This is a genomic window from Silanimonas sp., from assembly GCF_027531545.1.
Classification (GTDB): Bacteria; Pseudomonadota; Gammaproteobacteria; order Xanthomonadales; family Xanthomonadaceae; genus Silanimonas.
Genome location: NZ_JAPZSC010000010.1, coordinates 14,232 through 31,219, shown reverse-complemented (window position 1 = coordinate 31,219; position 16,988 = coordinate 14,232). Strand labels below are relative to the sequence as shown.

Below are 16,988 nucleotides of genomic sequence, written 5' to 3'. Positions count from 1 at the left end.
CGTGCTGCGGCCCGGGCCTGCCATTGAAGCGTTTCCTGTTTGACTTCACCACCCGGGGCCGCTAGCGTGACCTCGTCCGCACGGCCTGTCGGCGGCCCTCCGTATCGCGTTGGGGGTGAAGACGGTGCCGTGCGTCATCGTTTATGGAGCCTCTTCATGCGACTCGTCTTCCTCGGCGCCCCGGGTTCGGGCAAGGGCACGCAGGCCACCCGCCTGCGCGAGCACTTCAACATCGCCCACATCTCGACCGGTGACCTGCTTCGCGCCGCCGTCAAGGAAGGCACGCCGCTCGGCCTGCAAGCCAAGGCCGTGATGGACGCCGGCCAGCTGGTCTCCGACGACCTCGTGCTGGGCATGCTCGAAGAGCGCCTCGCCAAGCCGGACACCGCCAAGGGCTTCATCCTCGACGGCTACCCGCGCAACCTCGTCCAGGCGGACGCGCTCGACTCGCTGCTCGGCCGCATCGGCCAGCCGCTCGACGCCGTCGTGAAGTTCGAAGTGCCGAACGAAGTGATCGTCGGCCGCTGCGAGATCCGCTACGCCGCCGAGGGCCGCGCCGACGACCATCCGGAAACCGTCCGCAAGCGCCTCGACGTCTACGCCCAGCAGACCGCGCCGGTCGCGGGCTTCTACCAGTCGCGCGGCCGCTTGGCCGTCGTCGATGGCGTGGGCCCGGTCGACGACGTGTTCCAGCGCATCGTGTCGGCCCTGCCGCAGCGCTGATCCCGCGTCACCGCGACGCAGCGCTGTGGGCGATTCGCGGATTCGTGACGATCTCCCGCTGCTGGCTTGGTTCGGCGCCCGCCTGCTTGTCCTGCGGTCCGGCCCCGAAGACCTGCCGTATTCCCCGGCACTCACGTGGATTGCCATCGCATTGATGGCTTCGACTTATCCGGCTTGGATGATCGTCCTCTCGGAGACGCCACCGGGATCGGTGCCGCCGACCGGTGGGCTGCTCCTCGCTTGGGCGCTTGGGCCGGTTGCCTGCCTGATCGGCGCGTGCGCGCTCGTGCTCCGCGCCTTCGACCGGGCCTCGCGCTTCAACCAGTTCGCACTTGCATTGAGCCTCGTGCACGGGCTCACCATGCTGGTGATGTTCGGCAGCGTGCTGGTGCGCGTGAAGCTCATGGGGCCGGACCCGGTCGAACAGGGATGGCTCGTCGCCGTGGCTTGGTTGTCCGCGTTGCTCCCTCTCGCGGTGACCCTCTGGTACGGGTTGGCGATGTCCCACGTCTGGGCGCGTGCGCTCGATCGCGGTTACGCCGTCGGCCTGTTGATGACCCTCCTGATGAACGTCGCCATGTGGGTCGTCCCCGTAATCCTATTGATCGGCTTCGTCGAAGCCTCAAACCTGTTCAACTGATCCCATGAAGCTCCACATCCTCGGCATCTGCGGCACCTTCATGGGCGGCATCGCCGCCCTGGCGCGCGACCTCGGCCATGCGGTCGAGGGCAGCGACCAGAACGTCTACCCGCCCATGAGCACCCAGCTCGAGCAGCTGGGCATCACGCTGGCCTCGGGCTACACGCCGTCCCACATCAGCGCCGGCGTCGACGAAATCGTCGTCGGCAATGCGCTGTCTCGCGGCAACCCCGCCGTCGAACACGTGCTCGACGCCGGGATGCGCTACGCGTCGGGCGCGCAGTGGCTGTCCGAGCACGTGCTGCGCGGCCGCGAGACGCTGGCCGTCGCCGGCACGCACGGCAAGACCACCACCACCTCGCTGCTGGCCTGGCTGCTTGAATCCGCCGGCCGCGATCCCGGCTTCCTCGTCGGCGGCGTGCCAGAGAACTTCGGCGTGTCTGCGCGTCTCGGCTCGGGCGCTGAGTTCGTCGTCGAAGCCGACGAGTACGACACCGCCTTCTTCGACAAGCGCAGCAAGTTCGTGCACTACCGGCCGACGGTGGCGGTGCTGAACAACCTCGAGTACGACCACGCCGACATCTTCCCGGACCTCGCCGCGATCCAACGCCAGTTCCACCACCTCGTGCGCATCGTGCCGGGGCGTGGGCGGCTGGTCGTCAACGGCGAGGACGCCGCGCTGGCCGAGGTGCTGGCGATGGGCTGCTGGACGCCGGTGGAGCGCTTCGGGATCGTCGATGCCCAAGGCCATCCCGAGGTGGCGACGCCGGGTGGCGCGACGCTCGACTGGACGGCGCGCCTTCTGGCTGCCGATGGTTCGCGCTTCGTCGTCGCGCATCGCGGCATTGAACTCGGCACCATCGAATGGCCGCTGCTCGGCCGCCACAACGTGATGAACGCGCTGGCCGCGCTGGCCGCCGCTGCGGCGGTGGGTTGCGATGCCCAGGCGCTACTGCCCGCGTTCGCCGGTTTCGCCAGCGCCAAGCGTCGCCTCGAGGTGATCGGCACGGCGCGCGGCGTGACCGTCTACGACGATTTCGCCCACCACCCGACCGCGATCCGCACGACGCTCGACGGGCTGCGCGCGAAGGTCGGCAGCGCGCGCGTGATCGCCGCGCTGGAGCCGCGCAGCAATTCGATGCGCCTCGGCGCGCATGCCGATGCGCTGGCGCCCTCGCTCGATCCGGCCGACGCCACGGTGTTCCTGCACCGCCCGAACCTTCCGTGGGATGCCGCGAAGGTCGTTGGCGCCGTGCGCGGTGCCGCGCGCACCGTGCCGGATGTCGACACGATGATCGCCAGCCTCGCCGCTGAGGCGAAGGATGGCGACCACGTGGTGTTCATGTCGAACGGCGGCTTCGAGGACGCGCCGCGACGCTTCCTCGCCGCGCTTCGCGGCTGATCAACCCGCCAGCAGCCGGAACACCAGCGCCGACGGCGCACCGATGTAGTAGAGCCCGCGCAGCAGCCATTCGCCGGCCTCGCGGAGCATCGTCTGCTGCGTGGGCGCGGTGAACCAGGACGCCACGAAGCCGATCACTTCAAGGCCGATCCGCAGCACGGCGGCGAACAGCATCAGGCCCAAGGACCAGGCCACCCACCAGATCGCGAGGCCGGTGAACCACGCCGCCGGTCCGTAGGTGAGCCACTCGCCGAAGAAGCCACCGAACGCGATCACCTGGTGCAGGCGGAAGGCGATCAGGGCGGGAAGCAGCGGGAACAGGCCGAACTTCAGCAGCGCATGGTCCCAGCGCGGGCGGTGGGCTCGCGCGCGCTGCTCGGCAAGTGCAGCGAGGCGTCCCGTCGCGAGTGCGCCGCGCCACGCATCGCCGGCCGCCGAGGGCGAGGCCAGCGCCATCGACCATCGGCGGCCCGAGCCAAGCACCAGATCGAGCCCCGGCGACGGCAGGGGCAGGCGCCAGGCGCGCAGGGCGGCGATCGCGCCGTGCGGAATCTCGATGCGTTCGTTCGGGCGGTCGATGACGACCTGCGCCGATTCGAAGCGCAGTTCGCCGCGCCCCCAACGACGCAGGCCCCAAGCCAGCAGCAGCGGCAGCACGACGAACAGGCCGTAGCCGCGGAGCTGGGCCATGGACGCCACCTGCCAGCCGATGCGCGTGGCCATGTCGTAGGCCAAGGCCAGGAGTCCCATCAACGCCATGGCGCGAAGCGCGATCACCGCGAGCCGCATCGGTGGCGGCATCAGCACGACCGCGAACACCGTGGGGGCCGCCGACGGTCGCAGTGCGCGTGCGCCGAGGGCTGCCAGCCCTCGCCACAAGGCCAATGCGAACAGGAACGCGAGGCCGGCACGCCCCACCCAGTCGCCCCAGCGCACCATCAGGGTCGGTGCGGGATCGCGCGCGAGCAGGAAGCCGGTGAGCACCGCCTGCTGCCCCATCGCGGTATGCACCAGCACCTCGCCCGTCTCGTCGATGACTGCGCTGAAGCCGTTGGTGGTGACGCGGAGCTGCGGCAGGCCGGTTTCTGCGCTGCGGAAGGCCGCTACCGCCAAGTGCAGGCGGGCCCCGAGCGGGGCCTCGGTGAACCATGAATCGTTGGACATCCCGAGAATGGCTTGGGCGCCGAGCCGCGCGCCGTCGATGGCCAGCTGCGAGTGCACGTCGTCGAGGCAGATCAGCGGCATCACGTTCACTTCGCGACCGTCGCCGCTGCGCAGCGGCAGCACGCGTGCGCCATCGCCCGCGCGCCAGCCGCCGGTCCACGGCAGGGCCGAGCGGAGCGCGGGGCCATCGAGCCATTCGGGCACGTGCTCCGTGAGCGGGAACGGGTGGGTCTTGCGGTAGCTGCCGAGCCGGCCGCGGCCGGGTTCGAGGACCACGGCGGCGTTGTACTCGCCCAGCACGTCCTGTTCGTAGGTGCCGAACACGAGCGGCACGCCCATCGCATCGACGAAGCCCTGGATCTCGGCGTCGAAGGCGGCGCCGTCCTCGCTGCGCGGTTGCCCGAAGGTGGTGGGGTAGACCGTTTCCGACCACAGCAGCACGTCGGCGCCATGGTCGCGCAGGGCCGAAGCCGACAGGCCGAAATGCGTGTCGAGCACCTCGCGCACTACGGCATACGCGCCTTGCTCGCGGCGCCGCGCTTCGTAGTCGGTGAGGCTGGCCTGCACCATCGCGACGCGCAGCACGGCGGTATCCGCTGCGGGCGGCACGCGCAATGCCGCCAGCCGCCACGCGCCGTAGCCTGCCACCGCGGCCAGCATCGCCGTGCCGAAGGCGATTGGCAGGCCCCAGGCCCGAAGGCCGTCGCGGCGTCGCGCGATGGCCTGCGCGATCGCTTCGTTGGTGAGCAGCACCACGACGGTGAGGCCGGTGGCGCCGCCGAGGTCCGCGGCCTGCCGCAGCGCATCGGCCGGCTGCAGGCCGTGGCCAAGCGTGTCGCCAAGCAGTTTCGGCCACAGCGCCTCCGTGGCCACCCAGGCGGCGGCGCCTGCGAGTGCGCGCAGCAGCGGTCCGTGTGCGCGGCCGACCGCGTGTCGCACCAGCGCGAAGACGAGGATCTGCGGCTGCAGCAGGGGCGCGCCGAGCAGCAGGACAGCGGCGGCGAGCCCGGTGCCGACGCCGGTGAATTCGCCCACGCCCACGGCGAACCACCAGAGCACCGCGGCGGTGAACAGGACGGTCATCGCGAGGCCCTGCGCCGCGACGCCGCGCCAGGACCGCGCGCGATCGAGCGCCCACAGCCAAGGCACGAGAAGCACCGCGGCGAGCGGCCACGCGGGCTCGATCGCGGCGAAGAGCGCGACCAGCGCGGCGGTGGCGAGGAGGCTCGCGGGGATCGGCCAGCGTGCGCTGGCGTTCGTGGCCGGCATCAAGACTTGCCGGGGCGGACCCAGCGCAGTGGCAGGCCCGGCGGCGCGAACTCCGGCGGCACGACGCGGTTCGCCGGCAGGGCGATCGGGCGTCCTTGCGCATCGCGCAGCACGAGGTCCGGCGAGAACATCAGGATCGGCTCGATGGTTTCGCCTTCATCGGTGGCTTGGTGGTGGCGCACGTAACCGGGCGGCAGTTCGAAATCCGCGGGCACGGCGAGACCTTCGAGCGGCGGGCTGGTGCCCGGCGGGTTGAAGGCCGCGATGCCGGTGCGGATGCCGGCCTCGTTCATCGCCTTGATCAGGTTCGCGGTGGAAGGCACGGGATCGCCGGGGCGGAAATAGCTCGCGAGATCGTCGGGGTCGCCGCTGGGCACGCGCGCTGCGACGTCTGCGGCGGTGGGCGGGATCTCCAGACGGTGTTCGGCGCCGACCACTTCAGGGCGAGCCGGCACCATCGCAGGCGTGGCGGTGGGCGACGGCGCACGGGTGCTTGCATCCACGACGGCATCGCCCGATGGCTCATCGCTTCGCGAGGTCCAGAGCGACACTGCCACCGCCACGGCGACGATGAGCGCGATGCCGGCGGCCCCACGGGCCTCGATTCCGAAGCGTGAGCCGGTTTTGCGAAGAATGCGCACGCCCTCGTCGTCCGCGGAGGACGACGGGGCGTGGCGGCCGGGCGGCGACAGGGCCACGGGGCGTTCGGCGTGCGTCAGGGGCTGGCCGGGTTGTAGACCGACAGCGCCCAACCCATCCGCTCATGGCCGAAGGTGTTCCAGATCGGATTGCGGCCGTTCGTGATGGTCGGGTAGCGCGGTGCACCGGTGCCGGTGCTGCCGCCCCAGAGGCCGGCGCTGACCGTCGGGCCGCTGTAGGTCGGATGCACGTCGTCGGACTGGATGTAGTCGGCACTGGTCGTCGAGGAGACGAAGTGCGTGTTGGCGTCGCGGAGCGTGCCGCGCAGCGCCACGGTGATGCGCTGCAGGTAGGCCGCCTCGGTGTCGCCCGGCACGTAGCGGAGCGCGTCGGAATCGACCTGGCCGTCGCCGTTGCTGTCGAAGTCCGCGCCCATGTACTGGGCGAAGCTGTCGGCGCACTGGAAGCCCTTCTGGCGGGCGTACTCGCACATCCAGTAGTTCATGCGGGTGATGGCCGGCAGGAAGCGGTCGCGCAGGTTCACCGTCTGCCCGGTGGTGGCGTCGCGACACGTGCTCTGCACGTTGTCGGCGTTGTAGCCCGGGTAGTAGAGATTCGAGATGACCTTCAGCCGGGTGTTCGGGCTGGCGTTGGCGTTGATGTAGTCCATCGACGCGGCGACGTAGGTCTTGCAGCTGTTGACCGCGTTGTCGAGCACGGCGTAATTGCAGGTGCCGCTCTGGTTCTTGAAGGCGGTGCGCGCCTGCAGGCCATCGTTGCCGCACATTTCGAACGTGACCACGCGCGTCGAGGCCGCCTGCATCCAGGAGCGCTCGGCGACGATCTTGTTCTCGTAGACATCCCGGGCCACGGCGCCGGACTTGGTGCGGCGGATGCTCTCGATGTCGGCGTTCCAGCGCGCCGAGAGGTACTCGGAATCCACGGTCGGCGCGGCCCAGCGCGCGGCGTTGGAGACGGAGCCGTTGTAGCCGGCGTAGATCGAATCGCCGTAGGCGACGACGCGGTACTTGGCCGTGGTGCCGGCGCGGTCGACGGTCCACGAGACGTTCTGGTTCAGCGTGCTGGCGAGGGTGGGCGCGGCGATCGCGACGAGCGCGAGCGCGGCGGCACACCGCCGCGTGGTGCGGCGAGCGAGATGGTTCATCGATTTTCCCCTGTGGCGTGGTGATCGCCGCGGGGTGTTCCCCGCTGCGTCCGACGGAAACCGGAGGCCGGTTTCACGATGCGGGCGCTGTCATCCCCTGGGGCACCCGGTGCATCGCGAAACGGACGCTAGCGTATGGTCGCTAGGCGCGCAAGCACCTCGCCTCAAGGCGATGACTTTCTCTGCCTTTTCATGCTGCGGCGCGTCAAAGCAATTCGCATTGAATGACGCGGTGCAGCAACGGCCGAACGGGATCGGAACTGTCGCCCCTCAGTCGCGCAGTTCGACAGCGGGAAAGGCGTGTTCGGCTGCGTTCGCCTGTGGAGCGTCTGCCGCGAGTGCGGACAGCACCGCCGAAGTCAGGGCTGCGGTGTTCGCCGTGCCGCCGAGATCGCGCGCGCGCAGGGCAACGTTGCCTTCACCCGCGTCGAGGACGGCACCGACGGCCGACTCGACGGCGTCGGCTTCGCGATGCAGGGACAGCGAATGCCGCAGTAGCATCGCGACGCTCAGAATGGCGGCGATGGGGTTGGCGATGCCCTGGCCCGCGATGTCCGGCGCGCTGCCGTGGATGGGTTCGTACAGCCCGCGCGGGCCGTCGCCGAGCGCGGCCGAGGGCAGCAGGCCCATCGAGCCCGCCAGCATCGCGGCCTCGTCGGTGAGGATGTCGCCGAACAGGTTCTCGGTGACCACCACGTCGTAGTCGCGCGGCCGTGAGATCAGGTGCATCGCCATCGAATCGACCAGCTGGTGCTCGAGCACCACGTCGGGGAACTCCGCGCGGTGCACGCGGGTGACGGTCTCGCGCCACAGCCGCGAGGTCTCGAGCACGTTCGCCTTGTCGACCGAGGTGACCTTGCCGCGGCGGGTGCGCGCCAGCCGGAAGGCATGGCGGGCCACGCGCTCGATTTCCTCGACGGTGTATTCGCACACATCGACAGCGCGATCGGCGTGGCGTTCCTTGCGGCCGAAGTAGCTGCCGCCGGTGAGCTCGCGCACGACCACCAGATCGACGCCCTGCAGCACCTCGGCCTTGATGGCGGAATGCTTCAGCGTCGCCGGATGCGGCTTCACCGGGCGCAGGTTGGCGTACACGTTGAGCTGCTTGCGCAGGGCCAGCAGGCCCTGCTCGGGCCGCACCGGCGCTTTCGGATCACTCCACTTCGGCCCGCCGACGGCGCCGAGCAGCACGGCGTCGGCGCGGTCGCAGGCCTCGGCCGTTGCCGGCGGCAGGGCTTGGCCGGTGGCATCGATGGCGGCACCACCGATCAGCGCTTCCTCGATGCGGAAGGTCTGGCCGAATCGCTGCCCGACGGCCTGCAGGACGGCCACGGCTGCCGCGGTGACCTCTGGGCCGATGCCGTCGCCGGGCAGCACGGTGATGCGGATCTCACGCGGCATGGCGGCGCTCCTCGAAGGCGGTGATGGCGGCGTCCTGGGCCCGCAGGTAGCCCAGCTCGTCGACGCCTTCGAGCAGGCAGGTCTGGGCGAAGGCGTCGATGGGGAACGTCACGTGCTCGCCGTCCGGCCAGTAGACGCGCCGCTTGGCGACATCCACCTGCAGGCGCAGGCCGGGCTGGGCCAGCAGCGTGTCGACCACCGCTTCCGGCAGAACCACGGGCAGCAGGCCGTTCTTCAGCGCGTTGTTGCGGAAGATGTCGGCGATCTCGCTGCTGATGACCACGCGGATGCCGGCGTCCAGCAGGGCCCAGGGTGCGTGCTCGCGCGAGCTGCCGCAGCCGAAGTTGCGGCCCGCCACGAGGATGCGCGCGTCGCGGTGCTCCGGGCGGTTCAGCACGAAGTCGGCGCGCGGCGCGCCCTGCTCGTCGTAGCGCCAGTCGTGGAAGGCGTGGCGGCCGAGGCCTTCGCGCGTCGTGGTGGTCAGGAAGCGCGCGGGGATGATCTGGTCGGTATCGATGTTGGCGCGCGGCAGGCCGACGATCGGCGATTCGAGGGTGCGGAACGGGTTCATGCGGTGGCCTCCTCGGCCATGGCCGGCGGGGTGGCGTAGGCGCGCGGATCGGCGATGCAGCCGGCGATCGCGGCGGCGGCGGCGCTGGCCGGCGAGGCGAGCACGGTGCGCGCGCCCTTGCCCTGGCGTCCTTCGAAGTTGCGGTTGCTGGTGCTCACCGCGAGCTGTCCCGGCTTCACCGTGTCGCCGTTCATGGCGATGCACATCGAGCAGCCCGGCTCGCGCCATTCCGCACCGGCCTCGCGGACAAGGCGATCGATGCCCTCGGCCTCGGCCTCGCGCTTCACTGCATCGGAGCCCGGCACCACGAGCATGCGAACGCGCGGATGCACGCGACGGCCGCGCAGTACGGCGGCCATCTCGCGAAGGTCGGAGAGTCGGCCGTTCGTGCAGCTGCCGACGAACACCACGTCCACCGGCTGGCCGGCCAGCGGCGCGCCGCCTTCGAAGCCCATGTAGGACAGCGCGCCGACCGTCTCCGGCGCGGCCTTGGGCAGGGTAGCGTCCACCGCGACCACCTGTCCGGGATGGGTGCCCCAGGTGAGCGTGGGGCGCACGTCGCCGGCGTCGATGCGGACCTCGGCATCGAAGCGCGCGCCCTCGTCGCTGCGCCACTGGCGCCAGGCCCTGGCCACGGTGTCGAAGCCTTCGCCCTGCGGCACGCGTTCACGGCCGCGCAGCCAATCGATCGTGGTGTCGTCGACGGCGATCAGGCCGGCGCGGGCGCCGGCTTCGATGCTCATGTTGCACACCGTCATGCGCTCCTCCATCGACAGCGCTTCGATGGCCGTGCCGCGGTACTCGATGACCTGCCCGGTGCCGCCGGCGACGCCGATGCGACCGATGATGTGGAGGATCAGGTCCTTCGCGCTGCATCCGGCCGGCAGGCGGCCGTCCACGGTGATCGCAAGCGTCTTCGGCTTGCGCTGCAGCAGGCACTGCGTGGCCATCACGTGGCCGACTTCGCTGCTGCCGATGCCGAAGGCCAGCGAACCAAAGGCGCCGTGCGTTGCGGTGTGGCTGTCGCCGCAGACGATGGTCATGCCCGGTTGGGTCAGGCCCAGCTCAGGGCCGACCACGTGCACGATGCCGCGCTTGCCGCTGTCCCAGTCGAACAGCTCGATGCCTTGCGCTTGGCAGTTCGCGCGCAAGGCCTCCACCTGCGCTTCGGCCTGCGGCGTGATGTAGGCGAGGCGGCCCGAGGCATCGGCCGCCGTCGTCGGCGTGCTGTGGTCCAGCGTGGCCTTGTGGCGTTCCGGGCGGCGCACCTTCAGGCCGCGGGCCGCGAGTTCGGTGAAGGCCTGGGGGCTGGTCACCTCATGCAGCAGGTGCAGGTCGATGTAGAGGATGGCCGGCGCGCGCTCGCTTTCCTCGCGGACGCAATGCGCGTCCCACAGCTTTTCGAACAGGGTGCGCGGCGTGCTCATGCGCGGGCCTCCGAGGCGGCGATGTCGCGGGTCGGCGCCACGGCGGGGCCCGGGCGGCGCGCGATGCGCTGCGCCAAGGCCAGCCACGCGAGGGCGCTGGCTTCGAGGATGTCGGTGCTGGTGGCGCTCGCCGTCAGCTCCTCGCCGTGGTGGCGGGTGCTCAAGCTGGCCTGGCCCTGCGCGTCTTCGCCGCTGCTGACGCTGTGCACGGCGTAGCTCTCGACGTCGACATGCATGCCGCGCGCTTCCGTCAGTGCAGCGAACAGCGCATGCACCGGGCCATCGCCACTGCCGCGCCCGAAGTGCGATTCGCCCTGCGGGTCGCGCAGCTCTATGGCGGCGGCGGGCTGCTCGCCCTGGCCGGCGCCGGTGCTCAGGTGGAAGGCGGTGAGCTGCCAGCCCGCCGCGCTCGCGTCTTCGCCCAGTACCAGCGCTTCGAGATCGGCATCGAAGACTTCCTTCTTCTTCTCGGCCAGCGTCTTGAAGCGGGCGAACAGGCGCTCGGCGGCGGCCTCGTCCAGCGAGAAGCCGAGGAAGCCCAGACGCTCGTTGACCGCGGAGCGGCCACTGTGCCGGCCCAGCACCATCTGCGAGCGCGCCCAGCCCACGGTCTCCGGACGCATGATTTCGTAGGTGTCGCGGTGCTTCAGCATGCCGTGCTGGTGGATACCGCTTTCGTGCGCGAAGGCATTGGCACCGACGATCGCCTTGTTGCGCTGGACCGCCATGCCGGTGATGCGCGTCAGCAGGCGCGAGGTGGGGACCAAACGCGTGGTGTCGATGCCGGTGCGGAAGGGGAAGCGGTCGGCGCGCACGTTGAGCGCCATGACCAGTTCCTCCAGCGCGGCATTGCCGGCGCGCTCGCCGATGCCGTTGATCGTGCATTCCACCTGGCGGGCACCGCCGGCGATCGCCGCCAGCGAGTTGGCGACCGCCAGGCCGAGATCGTTGTGGCAATGCGTCGAGAGGATGGCCTCGTCGCCGATGGCCGCGCGCAGGCGGCGGAACAGGGCCTCGATCTCGGCGGGGGTGGTGTAGCCGACCGTGTCCGGCACGTTCAGCGTGCGGGCGCCGGCCTTCGCCGCGGCACGGAAGACCTCTTCGAGGAATTCCGGCTCGGTGCGGATGGCGTCTTCCGCAGAGAACTCGACGTCGTCCACCAGCCGGCGCGCGTGCTCGACCGCGCGGACGGCCGCGTCGACCACTTCGGCCTGCGAGAAGCCGAGCTTGTGCTGGCGGTGCAGCGGGCTGGTCGCGATGAAGACGTGGATGCGCGGCGCTTCGGCCTGCTCCAGCGCTTTGGCGGAGGCTTCGATGTCGCCGGGACGGCAGCGGGCGAGGCTGCAAACCCCGGTGCCGGTGCCGCGGAGCGCGCGAGCGACGCGGGTGATGCCGTCGGCATCGGCGTCGGAGCTGGCGGCGAAGCCGGCTTCGAGGGTGTCGACGCCGAGCTCGGCCAGGGCGAGCGCGAAGCGCAGTTTCTGGGCGGCGTCCATGCTGCAGCCGGGCGATTGCTCGCCGTCGCGCAGGCTGGTGTCGAAGATGCGGATGCGCTCCGGTGCGGGGCTCATGGCAGGGATCCTTCAGGGGTCTTGGAGAAAGTGGCGGCGATGCCGGGGAGGGGCACCGCCGCCGTCGCCGAACGACCAGGGGTGGCGTTGGCGAAAGCGGTGCCGGTCGTCGGTGCGACCGGCGAAATGGCGGGGCGCGAGGCGGGCGCCTCGGCAGTGAACGGGTCGGCGGCGCGGCGCCGAGGTGGCCGCGGCGGGCGCGGCCGGGTGTCGAGAAGCAGTTGCGCGAACACCGCCGCGTCGATGTTGCCGCCGGAGACAACGGCCACCTTGCGGCGGCTGGCCACGCGACGTCCGGCGGCCAGCGCCAGCGCGCCGGCGCCTTCGGCGACGATGTGTTCTTCCAGCATCAACCGGGCCAGCGTCTCGCGCAGCTCGGCCTCGCGGACGATGATGAGGTCGTCCAGCAAGCGCGAGAGGATTTCGCGGGTCAGCGTTCCGGCTTCGGCGACGCGCGTGCCGTCGGCGAGCGTGGCTTTCGGTGCGATCGGCGAGGCATCGCCCTTCAAGGCTCGGGCCATGGCATCCACGCCCTCCACCTGCGCGCCGATGATGCGTACCCCTTGAGACTTCAGCGCCAGCGCCACGCCGGCCGCAAGGCCGCCGCCGCCAATCGGCACCAGCACCGCTTCGGGCGCGTGCGCGGTGAGTTCGATGCCCAGCGTGCCCTGGCCGGCGATGACGTCCGGATCATCGAAGGCGGAGAGGTAACGGAAGCCGTGCTGCTCGGCCAGCTGCAGCGCGTGGGCCTTGGCTTCGTCGTAGGTCTGGCCGTTCTGGCGCACGGTGGCACCGAGGAAGGCCACGCCCTGCGCCTTCACGACGGGCGCGGTCACTGGCATCACCGTGATGACCGGGACCTTCAGCTCGCGCGCCGCCCAGGCGAGGCCCATCGCGTGGTTGCCGGCCGAGGCGGTGATGACCGTGCGGCGGTCGCCGCGTTCGCGGGCCGCCAGCAGCGCGTTCAACGCGCCGCGCACTTTGTAGGCGCCGGTCCGCTGCAGGTTCTCCAGCTTCAGCCAGCAGCCGAAGCGCTCGGCGTAATGCAGCGGCGTCGGCGGCAGGTAGCGCCGCAGGCGCGCGCTGGCCGCCAGCACGTCGCTGGCGGTCACGTCGGCGCGGGCGGCGTCCAGCGGCATCAGACCCTCGTCAGCCAGTGACGGGCTGCTTCACTGCGGCCACGGACGATGTCGGCATAGCGGGCGGACAGCGCATCGCCGAAGGGCGAGGCGGCGAACACGCGCTCGTCGATGGCCTCGACCCGCGCGATCTCGGCCGAGGTGCCGGTCAGGAACACTTCGTCCGCGGCCTTCAGTTCCTCGATCCGCACCGGGCGCGATTCGGCGCCGGTGAGCTGGATCACGGTGTCGCGGGTGATGCCGGGCAGGGCGTCGCCGTGCTCGACGGCGGTGACGCGACCGTCCTTCACCATGAACACGTTCTCGCCGGTGCACTCCACGACGAAGCCGCCATCGTCGACGAACAGCGCCTCGCCGAAGCCGCGCTGCGTGGCTTCGCGCTTGGCCAGGATCGAGTTCACGTAGTTGCCGCAGAGCTTCAGCGGCGGTAGTGCCTTGGCCGGGTTGCGGCGGAAGGGCGAGACGGTCAGGCGCACGCGGTGCGTGCCCAGATGAGAGGTCCACGGCAGGGTGGCGACCATCAGGCGCTCGCTGAGCTTGTCGACGTCGAGGCCCAGCCCGCCCGCGTTGAACCACAGCAGCGGGCGGATGTAGGCGTCGCGGTGGCCGTTGGCGCGCAGCGTGGCCAGCACGGCGTCGGTGGCCTGCGCGACGTCGAACTTCATGCCGAGCGCCTCGGCGCCCTTGCGCATGCGCTCCAGATGCTCGGGAAGGCGGAACACCGCCGCACCGCCGTCGTCGGTGGCGTAGCTGCGGATGCCCTCGAAGACGCCCGTGCCGTAGTGCAGCGCGTGGCTGGTCAGCGGAACGCTGAAGGCTTCGGCCTCGGCGATCTCGCCGTCGCAGAACTGCATCAGCGACATGGCGCCACCTCCACCGCGAGGCAGTCGTGCAGCTTGTCGAGCTGCGACTTCAGGCCGTGCGCCGAGCGCTCGCTCTCGACCTTCATCGACAGCGTCCACGCTGATGAGCGCGGGTCGGTCTCGGCCTGCATGGACAGCGGCCAGTAGCCGCGGCGCTGTGCGGTGCCCAGCACGCGGGCCAGCGCGCCTTCGCTCTGGCGCAGCTGGACGTCAAGTTGGTAGTGCATGGACGAACTCCTTGGCCTCGTCCGCCGCGGGGGCGTCGAGCATCTCGGTGTTGGATTTGTTGGGCGGCACCAGCGGCCACACGTTGGCCTTCTGGTCGATGGCGACATGCAGGAAGGCCGGGCCCTCGATGGCGAGGAATTCCGCGAGCGTGGCTTCTTGGTCGGCACGGGCGTCCAGGCGCATCGCCGGGATGCGGTAGGCCTGCGCGATCAGCCCGAAATCGGGGTTGTCCGACAGGTCGACCGCCGAATAGCGCTCCTGGAAGAACAGCTCCTGCCACTGCCGGACCATGCCGAGGGCCTGGTTGTCGAGCAGCACGATCTTGATCGGCAGGCGCTCGCGCGCGACGGTGGCCAGCTCCTGGATGTTCATCTGGATGCTGCCGTCGCCGCTGACGCACACGACGGTGGCGCCGGGGTTCGACAGCTGCGCGCCGATCGCCGCCGGCAGGCCGAAGCCCATCGTGCCGAGGCCTGCGCTGCTCAGATGATGCGTCGGGTCCTTGAAGCCCCAGTGCTGCGCCACCCACATCTGGTGCTGGCCCACGTCGCAGGCGACGATCGCGTCCGGCGCCAGCTCCGAGAGCCGCTTCAGCAGGGCCGGGGCGTAGATGTCGGTGCCGGGCGCGTCGTAGCGGGCAGCGTGCTTGTGGGCCCGCTCGGCGCACAGGGCGCGCCAGTCGTCGCAGCGGCTGATGGCGGCGCACAGCGCGTTCAGGCTGTTGTCGATGCGGCCATGCACCGAGACATCCGCGCGCCGCAGCTTGTTGATCTCGCCCAGGTCGGCGTCGAGGTGGATCACCTTCGCGTGCGGGGCGAACTCGGCCAGCTTGCCGGTGGCGCGGTCGTCGAAACGTGCGCCCACGACGATCAGCAAATCGCTCTCCTGCACGGCCAGGTTCGCGGCGCGCGAGCCGTGCATGCCCAGCATGCCGAGGAACTGCGGGTGGTCGAAGGGCAGGGCGCCCAGGCCGCGCAGGGTCAGCACCGTGGGCATCTTCGTGGCCGCGATGAAGCGGCGGAAAGCCTTCGTCGCATCGGCGATGGCGATGCCACCGCCGCCGTAGACCACCGGCTTCTTCGAGCGCGCGATCAGGGCCAGCGCCTCCACCAGCCCCACCGGCACGGCATTCACCACCGGCGGGCTGATCAGCGGCGCGGGCGCCGGCAGGTGGTCGGCCTTCGCCAGCTGTACGTCCTTCGGCAGGTCGATCAGCACCGGGCCGGGGCGACCGCTGCGCGCCAGGTGGAAGGCCTCGTGCAGCACCGCCGGCAACTCATCGACGGAACGCGGCAGGTAGCTGTGCTTCACGATCGGCAGGGTCATGCCGAACACGTCCAGCTCCTGGAACGCGTCGGTGCCCATCAGGTGCGTCGGCACCTGCCCGGTGATGCAGACCATCGGCACCGAATCCAGCAGCGCGTCGGCGATGCCGGTGACGAGGTTCGACGCACCGGGGCCGGAAGTGGCGACGCAGACGCCGACGCGGCCGCTGTGGCGCGCGTAGCCGTTCGCGGCCAGCGCGGCGGCCTGCTCATGGCGCACCAGCACATGGTGCATCGTGCTGCCGAGCAGGGCGTCGTAGAAGGGCATGATGCAGCCGCCCGGGTAGCCGAAGAGGGTGTCGACCCCTTCGGCCTCGAGCGCCTTCACCAGCCACTCGGCTCCGTTCATGCACCGGCCTCGGCGGGGGTCGCCTGCGGGGTGGCCGTCGTCGACGGATTGGCCGGTGCTTCGCCACGCGGCTGCAGCCACGGCATCGCGGCGCGCAGCTTGCGGCCCACGGCCTCGATCGGATGCTCCAGGTCGGCCTGCTTCAGCGCGCGGTAGTTCGGGTTGCCGGCGCGGTACTCGGCGATCCACTCGCGGGCGAAGCGGCCGTCCTGGATCTCGGCCAGCACGCGCTTCATCTGCGTGCGGGTGTGCTCGTCCACCACGTACGGGCCGCGCGTCAGGTCGCCGTACTGGGCGGTCTCGCTGATGAAGCGGTGCATCTGCGTGACCCCGCCTTCGTACAGCAGGTCGACGATCAGCTTCAGCTCGTGCAGGCACTCGTAGTAGGCGATCTCGGGCTGGTAGCCGGCTTCGACCAGCGTCTCCCAGCCGGCCATCACCAGCTTGGTGGCGCCGCCGCACAGCACGGCCTGCTCGCCGAACAGGTCGGTCTCGGTCTCTTCCTTGAAGGTGGTCTTGATCGGCTGCGCGCGACCGCCGCCGATCCCCGAGCAATACGCCAGCGCGATCGTCTCGGCCGAGCCGCTCTGGTCCTGGTGCACGGCGTAAACGCTCGGCACGCCGCGGCCGATCTCGAATTCGCGGCGCACCAGCGCGCCCGGGCCCTTCGGCGCCACCAGCACGACGTCGATGTCGTGGCGCGGGTTGATCTGGCCGTAGTGCACGTTGAAGCCGTGGGCGAACAGCAGGCAGGCGCCGGCCTTCAGGTTCGGCGCGATGTGCTGCTGGTAAAGCTGCGGCTGGACCATGTCGGGCGTCAGCACGGCGACGACATCGGCGGCGCGCACGGCATCGGCGGGTTCGCGCACTTCGAAGCCGTCGGCCTTGGCCTTGGCTTCGGTGGGGCCGCCGGCGCGCAGGCCGACGATGACGCGGACGCCGGAGTCGCGCAGGTTCTTGGCGTGGGCGGTGCCCTGGCTGCCGTAGCCGATGACGGCGACGGTGCGGTGTTCCAGGGCGGCGGGCGTGGTGATGGCGGTGGTCATGGCGGTGTCCTTTGGGAAGCGAGTGGAAGAGCGAGGAGAGAGGAACGAGTGGGAGGCGCTACGGTT

At 70.6% G+C, this 16,988-nt stretch carries 15 protein-coding genes; 3 read left to right on the top strand and 12 right to left on the bottom strand.

The genetic code is table 11. From position 1 onward, the window contains the following. The first annotated feature begins 156 nt into the window (after positions 1 to 156). The 3 genes from O9280_RS07810 to mpl all read left to right on the top strand — a co-directional run bounded on the left by O9280_RS07810 (position 157) and on the right by mpl (position 2,765). The gene (locus O9280_RS07810; RefSeq protein WP_298340897.1) at positions 157 to 723 is read left to right on the top strand and encodes an adenylate kinase; all 567 of its coding nucleotides are present in this window, start codon (positions 157 to 159) and stop codon (positions 721 to 723) included. A gap of 178 nt (positions 724 to 901) precedes the next feature. Next, entirely contained in the window at positions 902 to 1,363 is a 462-nt protein-coding gene (locus O9280_RS07805; protein WP_298340895.1) for a hypothetical protein, read from the top strand. Positions 1,364 to 1,367: 4 nt separating this feature from the next. Then, complete coding sequence (mpl, locus tag O9280_RS07800) at positions 1,368 to 2,765, top strand: UDP-N-acetylmuramate:L-alanyl-gamma-D-glutamyl-meso-diaminopimelate ligase (RefSeq protein WP_298340893.1); 1,398 nt, start codon at positions 1,368 to 1,370, stop codon at positions 2,763 to 2,765. Here the strand turns inward: mpl and lnt are convergent, their stop codons facing one another. The 12 genes from lnt to ilvC all read right to left on the bottom strand — a co-directional run bounded on the left by lnt (position 2,766) and on the right by ilvC (position 16,922). Then, a complete protein-coding gene (lnt, locus tag O9280_RS07795) occupies positions 2,766 to 5,198 on the bottom strand; it encodes an apolipoprotein N-acyltransferase (RefSeq protein ID WP_298340891.1) in 2,433 nt (810 codons plus the stop codon). After that, on the bottom strand, positions 5,198 to 5,896 hold the full coding sequence (locus tag O9280_RS07790) for a hypothetical protein (protein ID WP_298340889.1): 699 nt from the start codon (positions 5,894 to 5,896) through the stop codon (positions 5,198 to 5,200). Before O9280_RS07790 ends, lnt begins: the two co-directional genes overlap by 1 nt. A 17-nt stretch (positions 5,897 to 5,913) precedes the next feature. Next, a complete protein-coding gene (locus O9280_RS07785) occupies positions 5,914 to 7,002 on the bottom strand; it encodes a hypothetical protein (RefSeq protein WP_298340887.1) in 1,089 nt (362 codons plus the stop codon). 270 nt (positions 7,003 to 7,272) lie between these two features. Beyond that, entirely contained in the window at positions 7,273 to 8,403 is a 1,131-nt protein-coding gene (leuB, locus tag O9280_RS07780; RefSeq protein WP_298340885.1) for a 3-isopropylmalate dehydrogenase, read from the bottom strand. Continuing rightward, a complete protein-coding gene (leuD, locus tag O9280_RS07775) occupies positions 8,393 to 8,974 on the bottom strand; it encodes a 3-isopropylmalate dehydratase small subunit (protein WP_298340883.1) in 582 nt (193 codons plus the stop codon). The genes leuB and leuD overlap by 11 nt, the downstream gene beginning before the upstream one ends. Further along, complete coding sequence (leuC, locus tag O9280_RS07770; RefSeq protein WP_298340881.1) at positions 8,971 to 10,401, bottom strand: 3-isopropylmalate dehydratase large subunit; 1,431 nt, start codon at positions 10,399 to 10,401, stop codon at positions 8,971 to 8,973. The genes leuD and leuC overlap by 4 nt, the downstream gene beginning before the upstream one ends. After that, the gene (locus O9280_RS07765) at positions 10,398 to 11,972 is read right to left on the bottom strand and encodes a 2-isopropylmalate synthase (RefSeq protein ID WP_298340879.1); all 1,575 of its coding nucleotides are present in this window, start codon (positions 11,970 to 11,972) and stop codon (positions 10,398 to 10,400) included. Before O9280_RS07765 ends, leuC begins: the two co-directional genes overlap by 4 nt. Beyond that, positions 11,969 to 13,111 carry a threonine dehydratase gene (locus O9280_RS07760; RefSeq protein WP_298340877.1) on the bottom strand — a complete coding sequence of 381 codons (1,143 nt, stop codon included), beginning with the start codon at positions 13,109 to 13,111 and terminating at the stop codon, positions 11,969 to 11,971. Before O9280_RS07760 ends, O9280_RS07765 begins: the two co-directional genes overlap by 4 nt. Beyond that, on the bottom strand, positions 13,111 to 13,974 hold the full coding sequence (locus tag O9280_RS07755; RefSeq protein WP_298340875.1) for an aminotransferase class IV: 864 nt from the start codon (positions 13,972 to 13,974) through the stop codon (positions 13,111 to 13,113). Before O9280_RS07755 ends, O9280_RS07760 begins: the two co-directional genes overlap by 1 nt. After that, on the bottom strand, positions 13,965 to 14,201 hold the full coding sequence (locus tag O9280_RS07750) for an ACT domain-containing protein (RefSeq protein ID WP_298340873.1): 237 nt from the start codon (positions 14,199 to 14,201) through the stop codon (positions 13,965 to 13,967). The genes O9280_RS07755 and O9280_RS07750 overlap by 10 nt, the downstream gene beginning before the upstream one ends. Then, positions 14,185 to 15,876: an acetolactate synthase 2 catalytic subunit gene (gene ilvG / locus O9280_RS07745; protein ID WP_298340871.1), complete on the bottom strand. Its 1,692-nt coding sequence runs from the start codon at positions 15,874 to 15,876 to the stop codon at positions 14,185 to 14,187. Before ilvG ends, O9280_RS07750 begins: the two co-directional genes overlap by 17 nt. Further along, on the bottom strand, positions 15,873 to 16,922 hold the full coding sequence (gene ilvC / locus O9280_RS07740) for a ketol-acid reductoisomerase (RefSeq protein ID WP_298340869.1): 1,050 nt from the start codon (positions 16,920 to 16,922) through the stop codon (positions 15,873 to 15,875). The genes ilvG and ilvC overlap by 4 nt, the downstream gene beginning before the upstream one ends. Between the last annotated feature and the right edge of the window lie 66 nt (positions 16,923 to 16,988).